Source organism: Mycolicibacterium sp. XJ879, assembly GCF_053483935.1.
Genome location: NZ_JBEFTH010000003.1, coordinates 470,689 through 491,951, shown reverse-complemented (window position 1 = coordinate 491,951; position 21,263 = coordinate 470,689). Strand labels below are relative to the sequence as shown.

At 68.5% G+C, this 21,263-nt stretch carries 18 protein-coding genes and 1 pseudogene; 15 read left to right on the top strand and 4 right to left on the bottom strand.

Annotated elements, in window-relative coordinates:
• Positions 1-12: 12 nt before the first annotated feature.
• A complete protein-coding gene (locus tag ABQF13_RS09625) occupies positions 13-588 on the top strand; it encodes a VOC family protein (RefSeq protein ID WP_448392489.1) in 576 nt (191 codons plus the stop codon).
• A 91-nt stretch (positions 589-679) separates the two neighbouring features.
• Here ABQF13_RS09625 and ABQF13_RS09620 read toward each other — a convergent pair whose 3' ends face one another.
• Entirely contained in the window at positions 680-1,285 is a 606-nt protein-coding gene (locus ABQF13_RS09620; RefSeq protein ID WP_448392488.1) for a TetR/AcrR family transcriptional regulator, read from the bottom strand.
• Between the two features lie 90 nt (positions 1,286-1,375).
• Between ABQF13_RS09620 and ABQF13_RS09615 the strand changes: the two genes are divergently transcribed.
• From ABQF13_RS09615 to eccE, 13 genes and pseudogenes are all read left to right on the top strand, one after another.
• On the top strand, positions 1,376-2,275 hold the full coding sequence (locus tag ABQF13_RS09615) for an oxygenase MpaB family protein (RefSeq protein ID WP_448392487.1): 900 nt from the start codon (positions 1,376-1,378) through the stop codon (positions 2,273-2,275).
• Between the two features lie 23 nt (positions 2,276-2,298).
• Positions 2,299-2,499, top strand: a pseudogene (locus ABQF13_RS09610) (SAM-dependent methyltransferase); the annotation flags it as partial.
• A 173-nt stretch (positions 2,500-2,672) separates the two neighbouring features.
• Positions 2,673-4,514 (top strand): type VII secretion AAA-ATPase EccA, encoded by a 1,842-nt coding sequence (gene eccA, locus ABQF13_RS09605; RefSeq protein ID WP_448392486.1) that lies wholly within the window; start codon positions 2,673-2,675, stop codon positions 4,512-4,514.
• Positions 4,511-6,058, top strand: coding sequence for a type VII secretion protein EccB (eccB, locus tag ABQF13_RS09600; protein ID WP_448392485.1), 1,548 nt, complete (start codon positions 4,511-4,513; stop codon positions 6,056-6,058). The genes eccA and eccB overlap by 4 nt, the downstream gene beginning before the upstream one ends.
• A gap of 61 nt (positions 6,059-6,119) precedes the next feature.
• A complete protein-coding gene (eccCa, locus tag ABQF13_RS09595; protein WP_448392484.1) occupies positions 6,120-10,109 on the top strand; it encodes a type VII secretion protein EccCa in 3,990 nt (1,329 codons plus the stop codon).
• Positions 10,109-10,417: a PE family protein gene (locus ABQF13_RS09590; RefSeq protein WP_448392483.1), complete on the top strand. Its 309-nt coding sequence runs from the start codon at positions 10,109-10,111 to the stop codon at positions 10,415-10,417. The genes eccCa and ABQF13_RS09590 overlap by 1 nt, the downstream gene beginning before the upstream one ends.
• 1 nt (position 10,418) lies before the next feature.
• Complete coding sequence (locus ABQF13_RS09585) at positions 10,419-11,996, top strand: PPE family protein (protein ID WP_448392482.1); 1,578 nt, start codon at positions 10,419-10,421, stop codon at positions 11,994-11,996.
• Positions 11,997-12,048: 52 nt separating this feature from the next.
• A complete protein-coding gene (locus ABQF13_RS09580) occupies positions 12,049-12,342 on the top strand; it encodes a type VII secretion protein EsxS (RefSeq protein WP_069407214.1) in 294 nt (97 codons plus the stop codon).
• Positions 12,343-12,370: 28 nt separating this feature from the next.
• Positions 12,371-12,661 (top strand): WXG100 family type VII secretion target, encoded by a 291-nt coding sequence (locus ABQF13_RS09575; RefSeq protein ID WP_069407215.1) that lies wholly within the window; start codon positions 12,371-12,373, stop codon positions 12,659-12,661.
• Positions 12,662-12,667: 6 nt separating this feature from the next.
• Positions 12,668-13,540 (top strand): ESX secretion-associated protein EspG, encoded by an 873-nt coding sequence (locus ABQF13_RS09570; RefSeq protein ID WP_448392481.1) that lies wholly within the window; start codon positions 12,668-12,670, stop codon positions 13,538-13,540.
• On the top strand, positions 13,519-14,949 hold the full coding sequence (eccD, locus tag ABQF13_RS09565; protein ID WP_448392480.1) for a type VII secretion integral membrane protein EccD: 1,431 nt from the start codon (positions 13,519-13,521) through the stop codon (positions 14,947-14,949). Before ABQF13_RS09570 ends, eccD begins: the two co-directional genes overlap by 22 nt.
• Positions 14,950-15,016: 67 nt before the next feature.
• Positions 15,017-16,375, top strand: coding sequence for a type VII secretion-associated serine protease mycosin (mycP, locus tag ABQF13_RS09560; RefSeq protein ID WP_448392686.1), 1,359 nt, complete (start codon positions 15,017-15,019; stop codon positions 16,373-16,375).
• On the top strand, positions 16,372-17,334 hold the full coding sequence (gene eccE, locus ABQF13_RS09555) for a type VII secretion protein EccE (protein WP_448392479.1): 963 nt from the start codon (positions 16,372-16,374) through the stop codon (positions 17,332-17,334). The genes mycP and eccE overlap by 4 nt, the downstream gene beginning before the upstream one ends.
• On the opposite strand, the gene ABQF13_RS09550 is transcribed toward eccE, so the two are convergent.
• Positions 17,273-18,466: an alpha/beta hydrolase family protein gene (locus ABQF13_RS09550; RefSeq protein ID WP_448392685.1), complete on the bottom strand. Its 1,194-nt coding sequence runs from the start codon at positions 18,464-18,466 to the stop codon at positions 17,273-17,275. The two genes, eccE and ABQF13_RS09550, sit on opposite strands and share 62 nt — an antisense overlap.
• A gap of 101 nt (positions 18,467-18,567) precedes the next feature.
• Positions 18,568-19,050 (bottom strand): hypothetical protein, encoded by a 483-nt coding sequence (locus tag ABQF13_RS09545; protein WP_448392478.1) that lies wholly within the window; start codon positions 19,048-19,050, stop codon positions 18,568-18,570.
• 48 nt (positions 19,051-19,098) lie between these two features.
• On the opposite strand from ABQF13_RS09545, the gene ABQF13_RS09540 reads away from it, so the two are divergent.
• On the top strand, positions 19,099-19,767 hold the full coding sequence (locus ABQF13_RS09540) for a phosphatase PAP2 family protein (protein WP_448392477.1): 669 nt from the start codon (positions 19,099-19,101) through the stop codon (positions 19,765-19,767).
• On the opposite strand, the gene ABQF13_RS09535 is transcribed toward ABQF13_RS09540, so the two are convergent.
• Positions 19,724-21,214 (bottom strand): bifunctional phosphatase PAP2/diacylglycerol kinase family protein, encoded by a 1,491-nt coding sequence (locus ABQF13_RS09535; protein ID WP_448392476.1) that lies wholly within the window; start codon positions 21,212-21,214, stop codon positions 19,724-19,726. The genes ABQF13_RS09540 and ABQF13_RS09535 overlap by 44 nt on opposite strands.
• Positions 21,215-21,263 lie beyond the last annotated feature (49 nt).

The following is a 21,263-nucleotide window of genomic DNA, read 5'->3' as shown; positions in this document are numbered from 1 at the left end:
AGGAGGCGCGGCATGATCAAGCCCAACAATCCCAACTCCGAGTTCGAGCTCGGCGGCATTAACCATGTGGCGTTGGTCTGCTCGGATATGGAGAAGACCGTCGACTTCTACAGCAATGTGCTCGGCATGCCGCTGATCAAGTCGCTGGATCTGCCGGCCGGCATGGGCCAGCACTTCTTCTTCGATGCGGGTAACGGTGACTGCGTGGCGTTCTTCTGGTTCGCCGATGCGCCGGACCGGGTCGGGGGCATCTCCTCGCCGGAGGCCATCCCCGGCATCGGCGATATCGTCAGCTCGGTCAGCTCGATGAACCACCTGGCGTTTCACGTGCCTGCCGAGAAGTTCGACGAGTACCGCCAGAAGCTCAAGGACAAGGGTGTTCGCGTCGGGCCGGTGCTGAACCACGATGAGAGCGAGATGCAGGCGTCACCGACCGTGCATCCTGGTGTGTACGTGCGCTCGTTCTATTTTCACGACCCCGACGGCATCACGCTCGAGTTCGCGTGCTGGACCAAGGAGTTCACCGAGCAGGACACCGCGACCGTGCCGAAGACGGCCGCCGACCGCCGCCCCCGCGTCACCGCATAGCGCGGCATAGACGCCGAAAGGGACAAACGGGCGGGAAAGTGCGAGAGATCGGCGCCTAAACGTCGGTTTCGGCGTGGCGGGGGCCGCAGATTCACCCCTGCGCGAGGATATCCAGCGTCGTCGCCAGCACCTCGACGAGTTGGTCGGGCGCCAGATCGAGGTCCCCCGACAGCCAGGCGCTGATGGTCTGACCGACCCCGCCGACCGCGAAGTGCGCGCTGGCCTTGGTGCGGTCGTCGCTTCCGGCGCCCAGCGCGCCGGCGTGCTGAAACAGCAGCGAAGCGAACAACACCGTGGACTCCGCGCGTTTGCGCACGATCACCGTGTTGGACAACTCGACGCTGAACAGCAGCCGGCCCACCCGGGCGTCGGCGGCGATGCTGTGCACGATGTTGGCCATCCCAATGCGGGCCTGCTCGTGCGGTGGCGCTGACGCGACGGCGGCCTGCGTGGTGGTGGCGATGTCGGCGACGACGCTGTCGAACACCGCGCCCACGTAGTCGTCCTTGTCGGAGAAGCTCTCGTAGAAGTAGCGCACCCCGAGACCGGCCCGCGCGCAGATCGCGCGCACGGTCAGCTCGGCCGGATCCTGGTCACCGGCGCCGAGCAGGTCCAGACCGGCGTGGAGCAGCCGTCGCCGACGCCCCGCGAGGCGCTCGGCGGCATCGACGCCGCGGTACGGCCGCACCTGTGCCATACCCGACATCTTGACACCCGTCATCCAGGTGCGGCAATATCGGGAAACATACGTTCTCAGATTTGCTCACATTTGGAGTAGGGGTCGCCAATGACGGTCAGCGAGCCTATTGCGCACGTCGAACGGGCGGTCAGCGATCCGCCTAAGCCGGCAGCAGTCGCCAAACGCGGCCGCGGAGCGCACTTCGACGACGGTCTGATGGGCGTCGCGCTGCTGGCGGGCCCGGCCAACGTGATCATGCAGCTGGCCCGGCCCGGCGTCGGCTACGGCGTGATGGAGAGCCGGGTCGAAAGCGGCCGGGTGGACCGGCACCCGATCAAGCGCGCGCGCACCACGTTCACCTATCTCGCGGTCGCGACCGCAGGCAGCGATGAACAGAAGGCCGCGTTCCGGCGCGCGGTGAACGGCGCCCACGCGCAGGTCTACTCACTCGACGACAGCCCAGTGCAGTACAACGCCTTTGACAAGGACCTGCAGCTGTGGGTGGGTGCATGCCTGTACAAGGGCGGCGTGGACATCTACCGCCTGTTCATCGGCGAGATGGACGATGAGACGGCCGATCGACACTTCGAAGAGGGCATTGCGCTGGGCACCACGTTGCAGGTCCCCGAGGACATGTGGCCCAAGGACCGCGCGGCCTTCGACAAGTACTGGCAGGAGTCGCTGGAGAAGGTCCACATCGACGACGCGGTGCGCGAGTACCTGTGGCCGATCGCCGCGGGCCGCATCCGCGGGGTCAAGCTGCCGGGCCCGATGCAGCGCCGCATCGACGACTTCAACCTGCTGATCACCGGTGGGTTCCTGCCGCAGCGCTTCCGCGACGAGATGAAGATCGAGTGGAACGCCGACAAGCAGCGCCGGTTCGACCGGGTGATCGCCGTTCTGCGCACCATCAACAACCTGCTGCCGCGGCTCCTGCGGCAGTTCCCGTTCAACGTGCTGCTCAAGGATCTGGACCGGCGGATCCGCACCGGCCGACCGCTGGTCTAGGCAGACGGGCGTATACGCGCAGAGTGCGCGCCGACGACGACAGCTGGGACATCACCACCAGCGTCGGCTCGACCGCGCTGTTCGTCGCCGCCGCGCGAGCGCTCGAGGCGCAGAAGCCACACCCGGTGGCCGTCGACCCGTTCGCCGAGGTGTTCTGCCGCGCTGACCCGACCCCGCTACCGGACGTGTGGCGCGACAACGGCGGAACCATACCTGCGCCCGACCCCGATACCGACCTGATGACAAGCACTATCACGCTGGTCAGCGCGCTAAAACGGGGAATCGGGTTCCGGTAGCGGACCCGACCGTGCGTCTCGACAGTTAGCTTATGCAATGCTAACTTCAGCAAAAGTTTTGGGTAGCCATATCGAGGCCATATCGAGGGAGACGACGGGGCATGCCCCTTTCGACGGGAATTGCCGCTGCGGCCCGGGTCGACCGCGATGTCGTCAGCCGGTTCGCTACTTGTTGCCGGGATCTGGGGCTGTCCGTGCACGACCGGCGACGGCCGACCGACCTGGCCGCCGCGCGCTCGGGGTTCGCCGAACTCACTCGTATCGCCCGTGACCAGTGCGACGCCTGGACGGGGCTGGCCGCCGCCGGGGACACCAGCCCCCGGGTGATCGAGGCTGTCTGGCAGACCGTGGCGACCGCCGGTGTGCTGCAGCGGCAGGTCGAGCTCGGCGACGGCGATCTCGGGTTCACCTATGACACCGGCCTGTACCTGCAATTCCGCGCCGCCACGGCCGACGATTTCCAGCTGGCCTACGCCGTCGCCCGCAGCGACGCCGGTGACTTCGCCGGCGCCGACAAACTCGTCGAACCGCTTCTGGCCAGGCGGCCCGACTGGGGTGAGGCCCGCTGGGTGCGCGTCGCGATGTACTACCGCACCGAACGCTGGTCAGATGTCGTGCGAATGCTGAGCCCGATCGTCAACGACTCCACGTTGGACGAGACGTACGCCCATGCCGTGCGCACCGCGTTGGGCACGTCGTTGGCGCGGTTGGGCATGTTCGCGCCCGCGCTGTCCTATCTCGAGGAGCCCGGCGGTCCCATCGACGTCGCCGCGGTGGACGGCACCCTGGTCAAAGCGCTGTCGATGCGCGCCCAAGGCGAGGATTTCGACGCGGCCGACGTGCTCGCTGAGCTGTATGCGGCCAACCCCGAGAACCAGGAGGTCGAGGTGGCGCTGTCGGATTCCTCCTACGGCATCGTGCCCACCACGGCGGCGCGCATCGAGGCGCGCACCGACCCGTGGGATCCGCAGACGGAGCCGGACGAAACCGACTTCGTCGATCCCGGCGCCAAGGAACGCAAGGCGCACCTGTTGATCGAGGCCGAGGCCGAGCTCGCCGAGTTCATCGGCCTCGAGGAGGTCAAGTACCAGGTGGCCCGGCTCAAAAGCTCGGTGGCGATGGCGATCCGGCGTCAGGAACGCGGGCTGGCGGTCGCCAACCGCGCCAACCACTTGGTGTTCGCCGGACCGCCCGGCACCGGTAAGACGACGATCGCGCGCGTCGTCGCCAAAATCTATTGCGGCCTGGGCATTCTCAGGAAAGAGACCGTCCGTGAGGTCCACCGCGCGGACCTGATCGGTCAGCACATCGGCGAGACTGAAGCCAAGACCAACGCGATCATCGACAACGCGCTGGACGGCGTGCTGTTCCTCGACGAGGCGTACGCGCTGGTGTCGACCGGCGCCAAGAACGACTTCGGGTTGGTGGCCATCGACACGCTGCTGGCCCGCATGGAGAACGACCGCGAACGGCTGGTCGTGATCGTCGCCGGCTACCGCAAGGACCTCGACGCGTTCCTCGACACCAACGAGGGGCTGCGGTCCCGGTTCACCCGCAGCATCGATTTCCCGTCGTACACGCCGCATGAGCTTGTCGAAATCGCCACCCGCATGGCCGAAAAGCGCGACAGCATCTTCGAACCCGCCGCGCTGACGCACATGGAGACGCTATTCGGGCAGCTGGCCCAGGGCACCACGCCCGACGCCAATGGGGTGGAACGGCGCAACCTCGACATCGCGGGCAACGGCCGGTTCGTCCGTAACCTCGTCGAGCGTTCAGAGGAGGAACGTGAGTACCGGCTCGACCACCGTCCGCCGACGGGCGATTCGACCGCCGATGCCACCGAGTTCACCGATGACGAGTTGATGACGATCACCGACGAAGACGTGACCAGATCGGCGACTCCGTTGCTACGCGGACTCGGCCTGCCGGTGCCCGAATGAGCACACCCGACGACCAGAACGAATACCCCGCGCACGGAAACCGCCGGGGTTTCAGTTCGCGTACACCGACCAACCACAACCCCGACCACGTTGCCTACCGGCGCGGGTTCGTCACCCGCCACCAGGTATCAGGGTGGCGATTCATCATGCGCCGCATCGCATCTGGTGTCGCACTGCACGACACCCGCATGCTTGTCGATCCGCTGCGCACCCAGTCGCGGTCGGTTCTGGTGGGTGCGCTGGTGCTCATCACCGGGTTGGCGGGCTGCTTCGTCTTCTCGCTCATCCGGCCGGCCGGGGAGCCGGGCGACGACGCGATCCTGGCCGACCGCACCACGTCGGCGCTCTACGTGCGCCTCGGCGACAAGCTGCATCCGGTGCTGAACCTGACCTCCGCGCGGCTCATCGCGGGCCGCCCCGACAACCCGACGATGGTCAAGAGCGACGAGCTCGACCAGTTCGCGCGCGGCAACCTCATCGGCATCCCGGGTGCGCCGGAACGCATGGTGCAGAACATGACTCGCGACGCGGACTGGACCGTCTGCGACGGCGGTTTCGGTCCGGCGACCGGCGTGACGATGATCGCGGGTCCGCTGACCGACGGTGGTGAACGGGCTGCCACGCTGCCCGCCGACAAGGCTGTCCTGGTCGACAACGCCGGCGGGCCGAACGCAGGAACGTGGCTGCTGTGGGACGGCAGGCGCAGCCGCGTCGATCTCAACGACCGCGCCGTCACCAGCGCACTCGGGTTCGGCGTCCAGGCACCGAGCATCCGCCCCATCGCGCCCGGACTGTTCAACGCCGTTCACGAAGCGCCCCCGCTGAGCGCGCCCGCCATCCCCGGGGCCGGCGAACCGCCTCGTTTTGCGCTGCCGGTGGGCGCGCCGGTCGGGGCAGTCGTGGCGTCCTTCGATGCGAACAACACGCTGCGTCACTACGTCGTGCTCAGCGACGGGCTGCAGCCGGTCTCACCGGTTGTCGCGGCAATCCTGCGCAACACCGACTCGTTTGGTCTCGATCAGCCTCCGCGGCTGGCCGCCGACGAGATCGCCCGGCTGCCCGTCGCGAGCGTGATCGACGATTCGGCGTACCCCAGCCAGCAGGTGACGCTGGTCGACGCCGCAGCTGCGCCACTGACGTGTGCACAGTGGACCCGACCCGCCGACGCCACCAGCGGCACCCTCGATCTGCGTTCCGGTGTCACGCTTCCGGTCTCCGAAGAGCTGGGCAGCGTGCCGTTGGTGGGAGCGGGTTCGGGCGCCACCGCCGACCGGGTCGTGATCGCACCGGGGCGCGGCTACCTGGTGCAGAGCGGAGGCGCGAACTTCTGGCTGTCCGACACCGGGGTGCGCTACGGGCTCGACACCGACGGTGACCAGGCGACGCTTTCAGCGCTCGGACTCAATCCGCCCGCGCTGCCGATTCCGTGGTCAATGCTGAGCCAGTTCGCGCAGGGCCCGACGTTGTCGCCCGCCGATGCCTTGCTGGCCCATGACGGGCTCGCCGCCGATCCCCGACCCGCCGTCGTGAGGGAGACACCGTGAGCGACGCTTGCGAGCGAACCATGAGCACAGAACGCGCCGGTCGAGCCTGCGAGGACGACGCGTGAGCCGCCTCATCTTTGAAACGCGCCGCCGAATCCCGCCGCCGACGACGCGCCAGGGCACTATCACGATCGAGCCGCCGCCGGAACTGCCGCGGCTGGTGCCGCCGTCGCTGCTGCGTCGAGTGCTGCCGTATCTGATCGTCGTCCTCATCGTCGGCATGATCGTGGCGTTGGTGGCCACCGGCATGCGACTGATCTCCCCGACGACGCTGTTCTTCCCGTTCGTTCTGCTGCTGGCGGCGACGGCGCTCTACCGCGGCACCGACAACAAGATGCGCACCGAAGAGGTCGACGCCGAACGCGCCGACTACCTGCGTTACCTGTCGGTGGTGCGCGACAACGTCCGCGCCCACGCCGCCGAACAACGCGCCGCACTGGAGTGGTCGCATCCGGATCCCACCCTGCTCGCCGACGTTCCCGGCACCCGGAGACAGTGGGAACGTGACCCCGGCGACGCCGACTTTTTGGTGCTGCGCACCGGATTACACGATGCGCCGCTAAACGCGAAGCTGCGCGTGAAAGACACTGCGAACGAGATCGACCTCGAACCGGTGTCGCACAGCACGTTGCGCGGCCTGCTCGATGTGCAGCGTACCGTGCGGGCCGTGCCGTCGGGCATCGACCTGGGCAAGGTGTCGCGCCTGACCGTGCTCGGCGACCCCGACGAGGTCCGGGCAGCGCTGCGCGCGTGGATCACCCAGGCTGTGACGTGGCACGACCCGGCCGTGCTCGGGTTGGCTGTACTGTCGCCGCACATCGAGGGCGACGACTGGTCGTGGGCGAAGTGGTTGCCGCACGCCGACGTTCCCGGCGCCGCCGACGGGGCAGGTCCGGCGCGGTTCCTCAGCAGCGACGTGGCAGAGCTGCGGTCCATGATCGCCCCCGTCCTCGAAGACCGCGAGCCCTTCGGTGTGACAGCCGATTCCGGGGCCAAGCACCTGCTGATCATCATCGACGACCCCGACGTCGACCCCGCCGTGCTGTTGCCCCGCACCGGGCTGTCCGGTGTGACCGTGGTGCACCGGTCCGTCGAACCGCCGCACCGCGAACAGTACGTCGACCCCGAACGGCCGTTCCTGCGTATCGTCGACGGGCGGCTGGAGCGCTGGCAGACCGGCGGGTGGCAGCCCTACGTCGACGCCGCCGACCGACTCGATGTGGCTGCGGCCCGCCACATTGCGCGTCGGCTGTCGCGCTGGGACTCCAACCCCGGCCACGCGCGTACCAGCAACGCCGGGGTCGCGACGTTCTCCACCCTGCTCGGCATCCCCGACGCCGCGGCGCTGGATGTGGCCAGCCTGTGGGCACCGCGCCCACGCGCACAGGAGCTGCGGGTGCCCATCGGCGTCACCGCGACCGGTGACCCGTTGATGTTCGACCTCAAGGACGAGGCCGAAGGCGGCATGGGCCCACACGGCCTGATGATCGGCATGACTGGATCGGGCAAGTCGCAGACGCTGATGTCGATCCTGTTGTCGCTGTTGACCACCCACTCCGCTGACCGGCTGATCGTCATCTACGCCGACTTCAAGGGTGAGGCCGGCGCCGACATCTTTCGCGAGTTCCCCCAGGTGGTCGCGGTCATTTCGAACATGGCCGAGAAGCGTTCGCTGGCAGATCGTTTCGCCGACACCCTGCGCGGCGAGGTGGCGCGGCGCGAACAGCTGCTGATGGAGGCGGGCCGTCGGGTACAGGGCAGCGCGTTCAACTCGGTGCTCGAGTACGAGGCCGCGATGGCGGCAGGCCACGATCTGCCGCCGCTGCCGACGCTGCTGGTGGTCGCCGACGAGTTCTCGCTGATGCTGGCCGATCACCCCGAATACGCCGACCTTTTCGACTACGTGGCGCGCAAGGGCCGGTCGTTCCGCATCCACATCCTGTTCGCGTCGCAGACGCTGGATGTGGGGCGCATCAAGGACATCGACAAGAACACGTCGTACCGGATCGGGCTGAAGGTCGCCAGTCCCGCCGTCAGCCGCCAGATCATCGGCGTGGAGGACGCATTTCACATCGAGTCGGGACCCGAGCACAAAGGTGAGGGTTTTCTGGTGCCGAACCCCGGCGCGATGCCGGTGAAGTTTCGCAGCACCTACGTCGATGGCATCTACGACCCGCCGCGGGTGGAGAAGTCGGTTGTGATGCAAGCGGTTCCGACACCGCAGGTGTTCACCGCCGGCCATGTGGAGGCCCCCGCCGACACCGTGACCGTCGTCGAACCGGCCGCGCATGAGGACCGCCCGCCCCGCAAGCTTGTCGCCACCATAGGTGATCAGCTCGCGCACTACGGTCCCAGGGCGCCGCGGCTGTGGTTGCCGCCGCTCGATGAGAACATCCCCCTTGACGGGTTGCTGGCGCGCGCGGATGTGCCCGAAGGGCAATGGCGTTGGCCGTTGGGCGAGATCGACCGGCCGTTCGCGATGCGGCGTGACCCGCTGATCTTCGATGCAACATCGGCGGCGGCCAACATGCTGATCCACGGCGGGCCGAAGTCGGGTAAGACGACGGCGCTGCAGACCTTCATCCTGTCGGCGGCCGCGCTGCACTCTCCGCGTGAGGTCACGTTCTACTGCCTCGACTACGGCGGTGGCCAGTTGCGGCCGCTCGCAGATCTCGCGCATGTCGGGAGCGTCGCGTCACCGCTGGAGCCCGAACGGATCCGGCGTACGTTCGGTGAACTGGAACAGCTGCTGCGGGCCCGGCAAGCCCGCACGCACAACGGTTCAGCCGAAGAAGGTGACGAGTACGGGGAAGTGTTCCTGGTCATCGACAACCTATACGCGTTCAGCCGCGACAACACCGATACGTTCAACACCCGAAACCCGTTGCTGACTAAGGTCACCGAGCTGGTCAACACCGGAATGTCCTACGGCATCCACGTCGTCGTCAGCACGCCGAATTGGCTGGAGGTGCCGTTGGCGATGCGCGACGGACTCGGGTTGCGCCTCGAGCTCAAACTGTCGGACGCGCGTGACAGCAACGTGCGGGTCACCGGCGCGCTGCGCCGCCCTGCCGAGGCGGTGCCTGCCGATCAGCCGGGCCGCGGACTGACGATGGCCGCCGAGCACTTCCTGTTCGCCCAACCGGATCTGACCGACATCGCGGTGATCAACGCCCGCTACCAGGGCGTCGGGGCGCCCCCTATCCGGCTGCTGCCACACGATCTGTCACCCGGAGCGGTCGCGCCGCTGTACCCGGCGCCCGAGCGGGTGGTCGTCGGCCAGCGCGAAGAGGATCTGGCAGCGGTGACGGTGGATTTCGCGCGCAACCCGTTGTTGATGGTGTTCGGAGACAGCAAGTCGGGCAAGACGACGCTGCTGCGTCACTTGATCCGGACCGTGCGCGAACACTCCACGCCGGATCAGGTCGCATTCACGGTGATCGACCGGCGCCTGCATCTGGTGGACGAGTCCCTGTTCCCCGACAACGAGTACACCCCGAACATCGACCGGATCACCCCGGCCATCCTCGGCTTGGCGGGGCTACTCGAGAAGCGGCGCCCGCCTGCGGGTTTGACGCCCCAGCAGCTCGCCGACTGGAGCTATCGACCCGATGAGAGCGGGCACACCCACTACCTGATCATCGACGACGTCGACCAGATCCCCGACGCTCCCGCGGTCAGCGGTCCCTTCGTCGGGCAACGCCCGTGGACAGCGCTCCTGGGCCTGCTGTCACAGGCCAGCGAGCTCGGGCTGCGCGTCATCGTGACCGCGCGCGCCACCGGGTCAGCACATGCGTTGATGACCGCGCCGCTGCTGCGCAGGCTCAACGAACTGCAGGCCGCGATCCTCATGCTGTCCGGTAATCCCCAGGACAGCGGCAAGATTCGGGGCCACCGGTTCCGCCGGTTGCCTGCCGGGCGAGCGATGCTGCTCGACGCCGACGCCGACGGCGATGACGCCACATTCCTACAACTGGTCAATCCGTTCGCCGACGCGGTTGTGGGCAATCCGAGAGGCAACCGAAGAGACAATGGAAGGGAGTTGAACTGATGACTCTGCGTGTTGTTCCCGAAGGCCTGACCGCGGCCAGCGCCGCCGTCGAAGGGCTGACCGCACGGCTGGCCGCAGCGCATGCGGCCGCAGCGCCACTGGTTACCACCGTCGCGCCCCCCGCGGCGGATGCGGTCTCGCTGCAGACCGCTGTCGGCTTCAGCACCCTTGGGGCGCAGCACAATACGATGGCCGCCCAGGGCGTCGAAGAGCTCGGCCGGGCCGGCGTCGGCGTCGGCGAGTCCGGGGCAAGCTATGCCGCCGGTGATGCGATGGCCGCTTCGTCGTACCTGGTGTCGGGTAGCTGACATGACCGCCCCCATCTGGATGGCGCTTCCCCCGGAAGTGCATTCGGCGATGCTGAGCAGCGGCCCCGGGCCGGGTTCGCTGCTGGCCGCCGCGGGGGCGTGGCAGTCGCTGGCCACCGAATACTCCGCGGCCGCGGCGGAATTGACCGGCCTGCTGGGCGCCGTGCAGAGCGGTGCCTGGGAAGGTCCCAGCGCCGAGCAGTACGTCGCAGCGCATACGCCGTATCTGGCGTGGCTCGCGCAGGCCAGCGCCAACAGCGCGGCCAGCGCCGCTCAGCACGAGGCCGCCGCGGCGGCGTACTCGACGGCGTTGGCGACCATGCCCACGCTGGCCGAGCTGGCGCTGAACCGCAGCACCCAAGTCACGCTGATCGCCACCAACTTCCTTGGCATCAACACCATTCCGATCGCCATCAACGAAGCCAACTACGTGCGGATGTGGATTCAGGCGGCCACGACGATGGGCACATATCAGGCCGTGTCAGGTGCCGCGGTGGCGGCCACCCCGACGACCCCGCCCGCCCCGTTCGTGCTCACCCCTGGCGTGGGGGAGGCCGGATCGGCGGCGGCGACGGCGCAACAGTCTTTCGCGCAGCTGACCGCGGCCGATTCCGGTTCGGCGCTGGCGAATTCAGACATCATCGCGCAGCTGTTGCGGTTCGTCGGGCAGATCTTCGATGCCTATGGGCAGTATGTCTATCAGCTGTTCGAACCCATCATCGAATTCATGGCCGACCCGATCGGCAACACCCAGCAGCTGATCGTCGGGCTGCTGACCAACCCGGGCCCGACGCTGGTGACCTACGGTCCCTTCCTGTTCGCCGTCGCCTACCAGGCCGTCTCGTGGGTCGGCGCGTCGGTGACCTACCCCAACCTGCTGCTGACGACGTGGATGGCACCGCTGGCGCTGGGAATCGGCGGGTACTTCCTGCACCAGTACCTCAACCCGCCGGCTCTCCCGGCGCCGGAAGCTGCACCCGCGCCGCCGCAACCGGCGTCGAACACGCCCGCGCCCGCACAGCGCGCCGACCCGCTGCCCGCGGCCGCCGTCGCCCCGACGGTGCCCGCCGCGCCCGCAGCACCCGCCGCATCGGTGGCCGGCGGCGTCGCTCCCGCGGGCGGTGTGGCCGCTGCGGCCGCCGCACCGGTGGTGCCCTACGCCGTCGCCGGTCCCGGACCCGACGAGGGTTTCACGCCGACCCTGCGCGAGGGCACCGGAGCCAAGGCCCCCGCATCCGATATCGCCGCGTCGGCATCCGCCGCGGCCGCGGCGTCGTCGCTGGCCAAACGCAAGGCACGGCGGCGCCGCGCGGCACCGGTGCACGAACGCCAGTACGCCGACGCCTACATGGATTACGAACCCGACCCGGAGGACACGCCGCCGGAGCCGGTCCGCAAGCCGCGGATGAGCGCATCCGACAAGGGCGCGGGCCCAATGGGTTTCACCGGTGCAGCGGCCAAGCCGGAGACCGAAGAAGCGGCCGGGCTGACCGAACTGGCCGGCGACCCGTTCGGCGGCGGTCCGCCCGAGCCGCTGCTGCCCGGCGACTGGGATACGGAAGGGGGCTCGCGCAACTGAGAAGACCGACCGATCACCACCGTCCAGTTACGACAATCCGAAAGGTAAACCCATGAGCCTCTTAGACGCTCACATCCCGCAGCTCGTCTCGTCGGAGGCGGCGTTCTCCGCCAAGGCCGCGCTGATGCGTAGCACGATCGCCCAGGCCGAACAGGCTGCCCAGTCGGCGCAGGCGTTCCACATCGGCGAATCCAGCGCCGCCTTCCAGGCCGCGCACGCCCGGTTCCTCGAGGTCTCCGCGCGGGTCAACTCGTTGCTGGACATCGCGCAGGTCAACCTGGGCGACGCCGCGGGCAGCTACGTCGCGCAGGACGCCGCCAACGCCAGCACCTACACCGGCATCTGAACCACGAACTGACAAGAGGGAGAACCTGATGTCACAGATCATGTACAACTACCCGGCGATGCTGGCGCACGCGGGTGAGATGGCCGGTTACGCCGGTGCGCTGCACGCCGTCGGCGCCGACGTCGCCAGCGAGCAGGCCGCCCTGGCCGCCGCATGGCAGGGCGACACCGGCATGACCTACCAGGCGTGGCAGGCGCAGTGGAACGTCGCCATGGAGGAACTGGTCCGGGCGTACCGCGCCATGGCCACCACCCACGAGACCAACACCATGGCGATGAGCGCGCGCGACGCCGCCGAAGGCGCCAAGTGGGGTGGCTGACCGTCGGTGTCTGCTAACGCAGTCGAACTGACCGCGGAGCAGGCCTGGTTCATCGCTGATGCGTTGGGCGCCGGGAGCTTTCCCTGGGTGCTCGCCATCACGCCGCCGTACAGCGACCATGCGGCGCGCAGGGCGGTCGAGGACAGGCTTACCGCGGAACTTGTCTCGCTCGGGTTGATGACCGCGGACCGCGTCGTCAATCCCGATGTGCAGCAGTGGGTCACCACCACATGTCGGCCGCGGCGCTGGCTGGAGCTGAGGTTCGTCAGCGCCTCGAACAACCTGTTGCGCGGCCATGTTGCGCGCCAAGGGGACTCCACGATCGTCGCGCTGCGCGGCGGAGGGCTGGTGACGTTCACGGCGGTGGATATCGACCATCCGCAGGCGCTGGTGCCGGTGCTGACCGCAGGCCTTCCGGGACGTACGCCGGCCGCGTTCGAGGAGTTCGCGATCCCCGCGCGCATCGGGGCGCGCGCCGACGAGCAGTTGCGCAACGGCGCAACGCTCACCGAAGTCGTTGACGACCTGGGTCTTCCGGCGTCGGCGCTGCCGGTCGTGGAAGCCGCATACGCACCCGGCCGCAGCTATGTGGAGATCGTGGCCGGTGACCACCGCGACGGACACCGCGTCAGCACCGACGTCGGCGTCAGCGTCGTCGACACCAGCGCGGGACGCGTACTGGTGCACCCGTCCCGCGCCTATGACGGCGAATGGGTGTCGACCTTCACCCCAGGCACCACCCTTGCGATCGCGACCGCGGTCGAGCGGCTGACCGCGACGCTGCCCGACGGCGCGTGGTTCCCACACTTGCAGTTGACTCGAGACTTCGATCTCGACCAGAGAACGGAACACCGGAAATGGCGTCACACAGTTCATTGAACGGCAGCACCGTGTTGAAGGCGATGCCGATCGTTCGCGTCGCCGTACTCGCCGTCGGCGACGGCGGCGGAGGCCGCGTCACCGACATGGTGCTGCCCACCGAACTTCCGCTGCGCGAAATCCTTCCCGCCGTGCGGCGGATGGCGATGCCGGACGACGGCGACGGTGAGCACAGCCTGGCGGCGCTCTCGCTCGCCCCGGTCGGCGGTGCCCCGTTCAGCCTCGACGCCACCCTGGACACCGTCGGCGTCGTCGACGGTGATCTGCTGGCCCTGCAGCCCGTCCCCACAGGCACACCCGCCCCGCGGATCGTCGAGGATATCGGCGACGCGACGGTCATCTTCTCCGCCGCCCGCGAAAAGCCGTGGGGCGCCGAACACATCGCCCGCGGCGCGGGCGTCGCGGTCCTCGGGCTGACCCTGGTCGCCACCGCGCTGGCGACCGCGCATCGCATCGTCAACGGCGGTGACGCGGGCCTGTTCGCGGCCGCGGGTATCGCCATGGCCGCGGTGCTGACCGCTCTGCTCACCCGGGCCCCGTTGCCCCGTTTCGCCACGGCGATGTCGGTGGCGGCGTTGGCGCCCATCGCCGCCGCGCTCGCGCTAGCGGTGCCCGGTGAATTCGGGCCATCGCAGGTGTTGCTCGGCGCCGCCGGTGTCGCGGCGTGGTCGATCGTCTGCATCACCGTCGCCGAGCGCGGGATCGCGCTGTTCACCGCAACCAGCGTCGTCGGGTTGGGCGCGCTGATTACCGCGGGGGCTGCGGCGATCTGGGAGCTGGACTCCGTGGTGATCGGATCGGTGCTGGTGGTGCTGGCGCTGTTGATCATCGTCTCAGCGCCGCAACTGTCCGCGCTGTGGTCGCGGCTACCGGTGCCGGTGATTCCCGCGCCGGGCGACCCGCCGCCGTCGGCGCCGTCGATCTCGGTGCTTCGGGACCTGCCGCGTCGGGTGCGGATCAGCGACTCTCACCAGACGGGTTTCATCGCCGGTGGTGTCCTGCTGATCACCGCCGGGACAGTGATACTGGCTGCGCCGGAAGGGGTCTCGAACTGGACGTGGTACGTCGGCGGGGCGGTGGCGCTGGGAAGTGTGTTGAAGGCGCGGGTGTGGGACTCAGCCCCGTGTAAAGCGTGGCTGCTGAGCCAGCCGTTCCTCATGGCGATCGCGTTTCTCGCGGTGTTCGTCGCCGACGGCCGCTACACCGCGGCATGGTGGACGCTCGCGGCGGTGACCGGTGTGACGGCCGTGTGGGTGGTTGCGGCGCTGTTCCCGCACGTGGCCTCACCGGACACCTACTCGCTGCCGATGCGTCGCCTGGTCGGGTTCCTGGCTTCTGCGGTGGACGCCTCGCTGATCCCGGTGTTGGCCTACCTGGTCGGATTGTTCGCCTGGGTTTTGAACCGATGAGGCGTCGGTGATCCGCACCAGGCTGCGCCCCGCACTCGCGGCCGCGACGGTCCCGCTGACCGTCGCGATGGTGAGTTGCCCTGCGGCACTGGCGATCACGCCGCCGGAGGTCGACCCCGCGGTGACGCCGCCGTCGGGCAGCGCAGGCCCCGTGCAGCCGATGACGCAGCGCGCGCCGTGCGTCGCCGCAGCGGTGCTGCCCGGCACCGATACCGGCGTGGTCAACCCGAACCAGCTCATGCTCAACCTCGGCGACGCCTGGGAGTTCAGCCGCGGGGAAGGCCAACTGGTCGCGGTGATCGACACCGGCGTCCGGCCCGGACCGCGGCTGCCGAACGTCGACCCGGGCGGCGACTTCGTCGAGTCGACCGACGGGCTCTCCGACTGCGACGGGCACGGAACGCTGGTGGCCGGCATCGTCGCCGGCCAACCCGGCGCCGACGGCTTCTCCGGCGTCGCACCGGCCGCGCGGGTGCTGGCGATCCGCTCGACGTCGGCGCGGTTCGCACCGAGCACCACCGGTGAGGACCCGGCCACCGCACGGGTCGCCCACGACGTCGCCACGCTGGCACGGGCCGTGGTGCGTGCGGCGGACCTGGGTGCACGCGTCATCAACATCTCGGCCGTCACCTGCCTGCCCGCCAACGAGACCGTCGACCAGAACGAACTCGGCGCTGCGCTGCGGTACGCCGCCGTCGAAAAGGATGCGGTGATCGTCGCGGCGGCCGGTAACAACCGGGCCGGGTTGAACCCCGGGTCGGCATGTCCGTCCAACCCGCTGTCGGATCCGGGCCGTCCGGAGGACCCGCGGAACTGGGCGGGCGTGACGTCGGTGTCGATCCCGTCCTGGTGGCAGCCATTCGTGCTGTCGGTGGGATCGGTCAACACCGCGGGACAACCGTCGGATTTCACGATGGCCGGCCCGTGGGTGGGCATCGCGGCGCCCGGTGAGAACGTCACCTCGGTCGGTAACGGCGAGGGCGGCGCTCTGGCAAACGCCCTGCCCAACGAGCGTGGGGAATTATTCGGGCTCAACAGCTCGAGTTTCGCCTCGGCCTACGTCGCAGGTACTGCCGCGTTGGTGCGCAGCCGATTTCCCCAGCTGACTGCACAACAGGTGATCGACCGGCTGACGGCAAGCGCTCGGGGCGCCGCCCGGACGCCGTCCAACCTGACCGGCGCGGGCCTCGTCGACCCGGTGGCGGCACTGACCTGGGACGTCACCGACGCCGCTGACAACGGTGTGGCCGAGCCCAAACCCGTTGCCGCACCGCCACAGCCGCCGCCGACCGATCCCACTCCGCGCACTGTCGCGTTCGTGGGCGCCGGCGTACTGGCGGCCGTCGCCGCCGTAACGGCCGCGGTCGCAGCCCACCGCAAACGGACCACCGCGGCCGACGCCGCACCTGGGAGGCACTCGAAGTGACCATACGACTGGCGTTGGCGCTGTTGGCTGTCGTGGCCGCGGCGATGGCCTATCCGTGGGAGACGACCACCGAACGCTGGGTCCTCGGGGCGGCTGTTGCCGTGGTGGTTGTCGTGTTCGCGTGGTGGCGTGGGCTTTTCCTGACGTCCAGGGTCGCGCGGCGCTTCGGCGTGTGGCGCCGCAACCATTCGAAGCCGAAGCCGCAGCCGTCCAACGAAGCCACGGTGTTGTTGCGGATCGACGATCCGAACGGCGTGGGGCTGTCGTTGCCGTTGGTAGCCGGCTACGTCGAGCGGTTCGGGATCCGGTGCCAGACGGTGCGGGTCACCAGTCGCGACCAGGCCGGTGTGCGTACGACGTGGATCAGCATGACGCTCGACGCCGCCGATAACCTCACCGCGCTGTTGGCCCGCTCACCGGAGCTTCCGCTGCTGGCCACCACCGAGGTGGTCGGCCGTCGACTGGCCGACCACCTGCGCGAGACCGGACTGGAAGCGGTGATCGTCGATGTCGCCGATCCCCCCGCCGGCCCGGGCCGCGAGAAATGGCGCGCGGTCATCGACGACCACGGCGCGGTCTCGGCTTACGGCATCCCCGTCGATGACCGGCTCGGCGAACGACTTGACGAGGTGTGGTCACGGCCGAGCGAAACATGGACTGCGCTGGAATTCAGCGGCACTGCAACACATCCCACGGTCACCGCGATGTGCGCATTCCGCACCGCGGAGGCCGTCCGGGAGACGCCGCTGCCCGGTCTCGTCGCGCATCCAGGGATCCAGCGGCCGCTGCTCAACGCGTTGGATCCGCGGACCGCAGAGCGGCTCGGCACACCGACCGGCCCGTTGCCGTCGGGTCTGCTGGAGCGGATCGACTGGCGCGTGGGCCCGTCGGGCGGTGTCAGTCGAAAAGGAACGGCCGCAGAAAGCGCGTCATCCGGCGCAGGTAGTCCGGTTGGCTGACGTGTAACACGTGATTGCCGGGGAACCAGTGAAACGCGCAGCGATCCCAGTGTTCCCACAACATCTCGGCTTGTTCGGGCGGGGCGAGCCGGTCACCGAGGCCGGTGATGATCAGCCGTCGGTCCTTGGGCACCAGGGGTGTGTAGTTCAGCGGTGACGAATACATCGTTGCCGCACCGGCCAGTTCGTCGTCGGTGTGGGCGAGCACGTTGCGCAGCCGCATCACCTGGTTAGCCGGGAACCACTCGTCGGCCGTCCGATCCGGCGTGACCACAGGAACATTCGGAATCACCGCCTGGATGCGGTCGTCGATGCAAGCGAGCAACGCGGCGGTGTAGCCGCCCAGCGACATGCCGGTCAGCGCGACCCGGTCTACCCCGGTGTACTCGAGATAGTCGACCAGAGAACGGAAGTCGTGTACCGCCTGGGCCATCGCCTCGGCGAACCCGGCGAAGCCGTGTGCGAAGTAGCCGTAACCGGAAAACGGTGAGAAGCGTTCAGCGCGCCGACCGTGAAACGGTAGCGTGAGCAGCAGCACGTCGTAGCCGGACCGGTAGAACCACGGCAGCGAGAAGAACAGCCCGTTGAACAGGTACGCCGACCCCATGAAACCGTGGATCAGGCACAGCGTCGGATGCGGTCCGTCGCTGTGGCGCCAGTGCTGGGCGTGTACGACGTTGTTGCGCTGGTACGCCCGGCACTGGTCGCGCAAGGCGGGGTTGACCGCCTCGAAGCTGCTGTTGAACCGGATGTTGTGGACCTGGCCTTTGGCGATCCACTCGGCGACCGGATTGGCCGGCCGCGACGAGATCCGCGGTTCGATTGTCGGCGCGGGAAACGACAGTTGGGCATCCTGTTCGGCGGCTAGTTCGGCGTAGAAGCGCAAATGCTCGCGCTCCACGCGCGATTGCGACCGCAGCGCGGCGCCGACAAGCGATGGCAGCACCGATGCGCCGATCATCGACGCGATCGCCGTGCGCAACGCGATGTCGGCAACGGCCGAGGAATCCACGATCAGGCGCTGCCGCAACGTGAGGTCCATCCGACGCGGAAGGCCACGAGAACCGGCGTCGGCGCCTGGGACATCGAGAACAGGGATGGGCGGATCGACCGGGGCGGCGTCCGACGTGATCACATTCGCATGTTAACGCGGTCGTCTCGCGCCGAGTGTGGGGTCGTGTCACGCCTGGCGCGCTGCGGGCGTGCGGGTAACCCACGTTCGGCGGAGCAAAGCTAGGGGTCGTAGGGCACGCCGACCGCGCGGAAGACGTATTCCGGCGGCACGTCGAACGCCAGGGACCGGCGCGGCAAGCACGTCAACAGCTCGTCCGGGAGCGCCTCTTTGTAGTGCAGCGACAGCTGGCCCTCGCACCGCGGATCCACCGCGTGGATGTCGACCTCGATGAACAGGCCGGTCTCGGACAACTCGGCGGTCACGGCGCCCGCCTGCGGGCCGTCCCAGCGCTGGTCGACCGTGCGCGGCGCCAACTTCGGCACCGTCGACAGCGTGGCCAGCACCCGCTGCTTCGTCAGCACCAGCGAGCCGACATAACTTGCGATGTCGCCGCTGGCGCGTTTACCCGGGATCTTGCCGCTGAACCGGCGCGTCACCGGCACGTACTCGGCCAGGTGAAGTACTCCCTCGGCCTCCACCTCGGCGCGCAGTTCGGCGGGTAGACCGCCGATGCGGAACAGCTTGCGCAGAAATACGGCCATGTGCAGCCACCCTAATCCGCGCGGCATCGTAGGTGGTAGAGCTAATGCGTGGCACCGAACAAGCGCTGGCTGATCGGCTCGGCCGTCGCCGCGGTCGGGGTGTATGCGTTGTTGTGGATCGGATACGCCCAGCACTGGCGGTGGCTCACCGATCTGGACAACGCGCTCCTGGACGGCTTCTACCGCTACGGCGACGCGCATCCCGGCTGGGTGCTCGGGTGGCATGTGTTCTGCACCGTGCTGGGGCCGATGGCTTTTCGTTTGGTGACCCTCGTGGTGATCGTGATCGCGCTCGTGCGGCGCAACGTGCGCATCGCGATGTTCTTGCTCATCACCGTGGAGATCAGTGGGCTCATCACCGAAGCCGCCAAGCGGGCCGCCGATCGGCCGCGGCCCGACACCGCCCTGGTGTCCGCGATGAGCTCATCGTTTCCGTCCGGCCACGCGCTCGGCGTGATGGTGGCAGTGCTCGCGCTGCTGACCGTGGCCCTACCGGTCGTGCGCAGGCCGCTGCGGGTATGGCTTGTGGTGTTGGGCGTCGTGATCGTCGCCGCGATCGGACTGGGCCGGGTGAGCCTCAACGTGCACCATCCCTCCGACGTGCTCGCCGGATGGGCGCTGGGGTACTCCTATTTTGCGGTCTGTTACGCGTTGGTGTCGCCGACGCAACCGATCACGCAGCCGGACGATATACCGGAAGCACGCGGTACCGCGTGACGAAGCTGGCCTCCTGACATTCGGTGCCGACCTCGCCGTCGTGCGCCAGCGTCGTCGTACCGTCGACGACCGTGAAATGAAACTCCGGCACCCGAAGCTCGTGGTAGAGCGGGCTGCGTTCCAGGCGTCCGGTCGCCAGCGCGGCCAGGATCCGCAGCTTGGCCCACCGCCGCCCGGTCTCCAGGATCCGGATGTCGAGCAGGCCGTCGTCGATGCGGGTACGCCGCGACGGAGCGAATCCGGACGGCAGATACGTCGAGTTGCCGAGGAAGAACAGCGACGTCTGCAGCGTCTTGTTGTCGTAGCGGATGCGGACCGGATCGTCGTAGCGCAGCGTGTGATACATCGCGTACACGCTGGCCAGCGGTTTGCCGATCCGGTGCTCGTACTTCTCCCGCGTTTCGACGAACGACGGGTAGGCGCCGATGCTCGCGGTGTTGATCACCATGTGGTTGTCGTTGAGGCACACCAGGTCTACGCAGGCGACAAGGCCCTCCCGGATCGCCTCGACGGTCTTGGCCACGGTGTCGCAGCCGATGTCCTTGGCGAAGTGGTTGAACGTCCCACCCGGAAACACCGCCAGCGGAATGCCCGCCTCGACGGCGATCCCGGCCGCACACGACACCGTGCCGTCCCCGCCGCTGACGGCCAGCACCTCTGCCTGCTCGGCGGCTGACCGTAACGTCGCGGCAATATCGTCGTCGCCGTCGAGCTCCACAACCTGCGTGCGCGGCAACGCTTCTCGCACCTCGTCGATGGTGTCGGCTCCAGCGCCGCCGCCCGACGCGGGGTTGGCGACCAGCACCACGCCCGCACCGTCTGGACGTTTCGGGGCGCCGACCCACAGCGGGTCGGCGGCGGGAACTTCGGTCGGAACCACCGGCGGCACCACCCGCCCGCCGAGCACGGCCACCGCGGCACCGACGCCGAACCCCGCCAGCACATCACCGGGGTAGTGCGCACCGGTTGCCACCCGCGACATCCCGACCAGGCCGGCCAACAGCGCCAGCATCAACCCCAGCAGCGGACTCTCCAACCCGACACCGACCGCGAACGCCGCCGCGCTCGCCGAATGACCCGACGGCAGCGAGTTCGACGTCGGGGTGCGCCGCGCGCGACGCGCCAACGGCACCAGGGTCCAGTTGGGTCGCGCCCGTTTCCACACCCGTTTGGCCACCTGGTTGGTGAGCAGGCTCGTCACCGCGAGGCTCAGCACGCCCCGAGTTGCCCCACGTCTGACCGACGGCCCGCCGACGAGCGCCAGCACCGCCGCGATCGCAAACCACAGCTTCGAGTAGTCCGCGGCCCTGGTCAGCTTGGGCATCACCGCATCGAGCAGCGGGCTGGGCGAATCCGCGATGGCCTCGAACACCTCCTGGTCGAGGCTGCCGAGGCCCTGACCGATTTGGCGGATACCGCGGCGCCGTCGTACGGGCAGTAAATCCATCCCTTCAACTTATCCAGCCAGCGCGCGGCTTAACCCAAACCGAACGCAC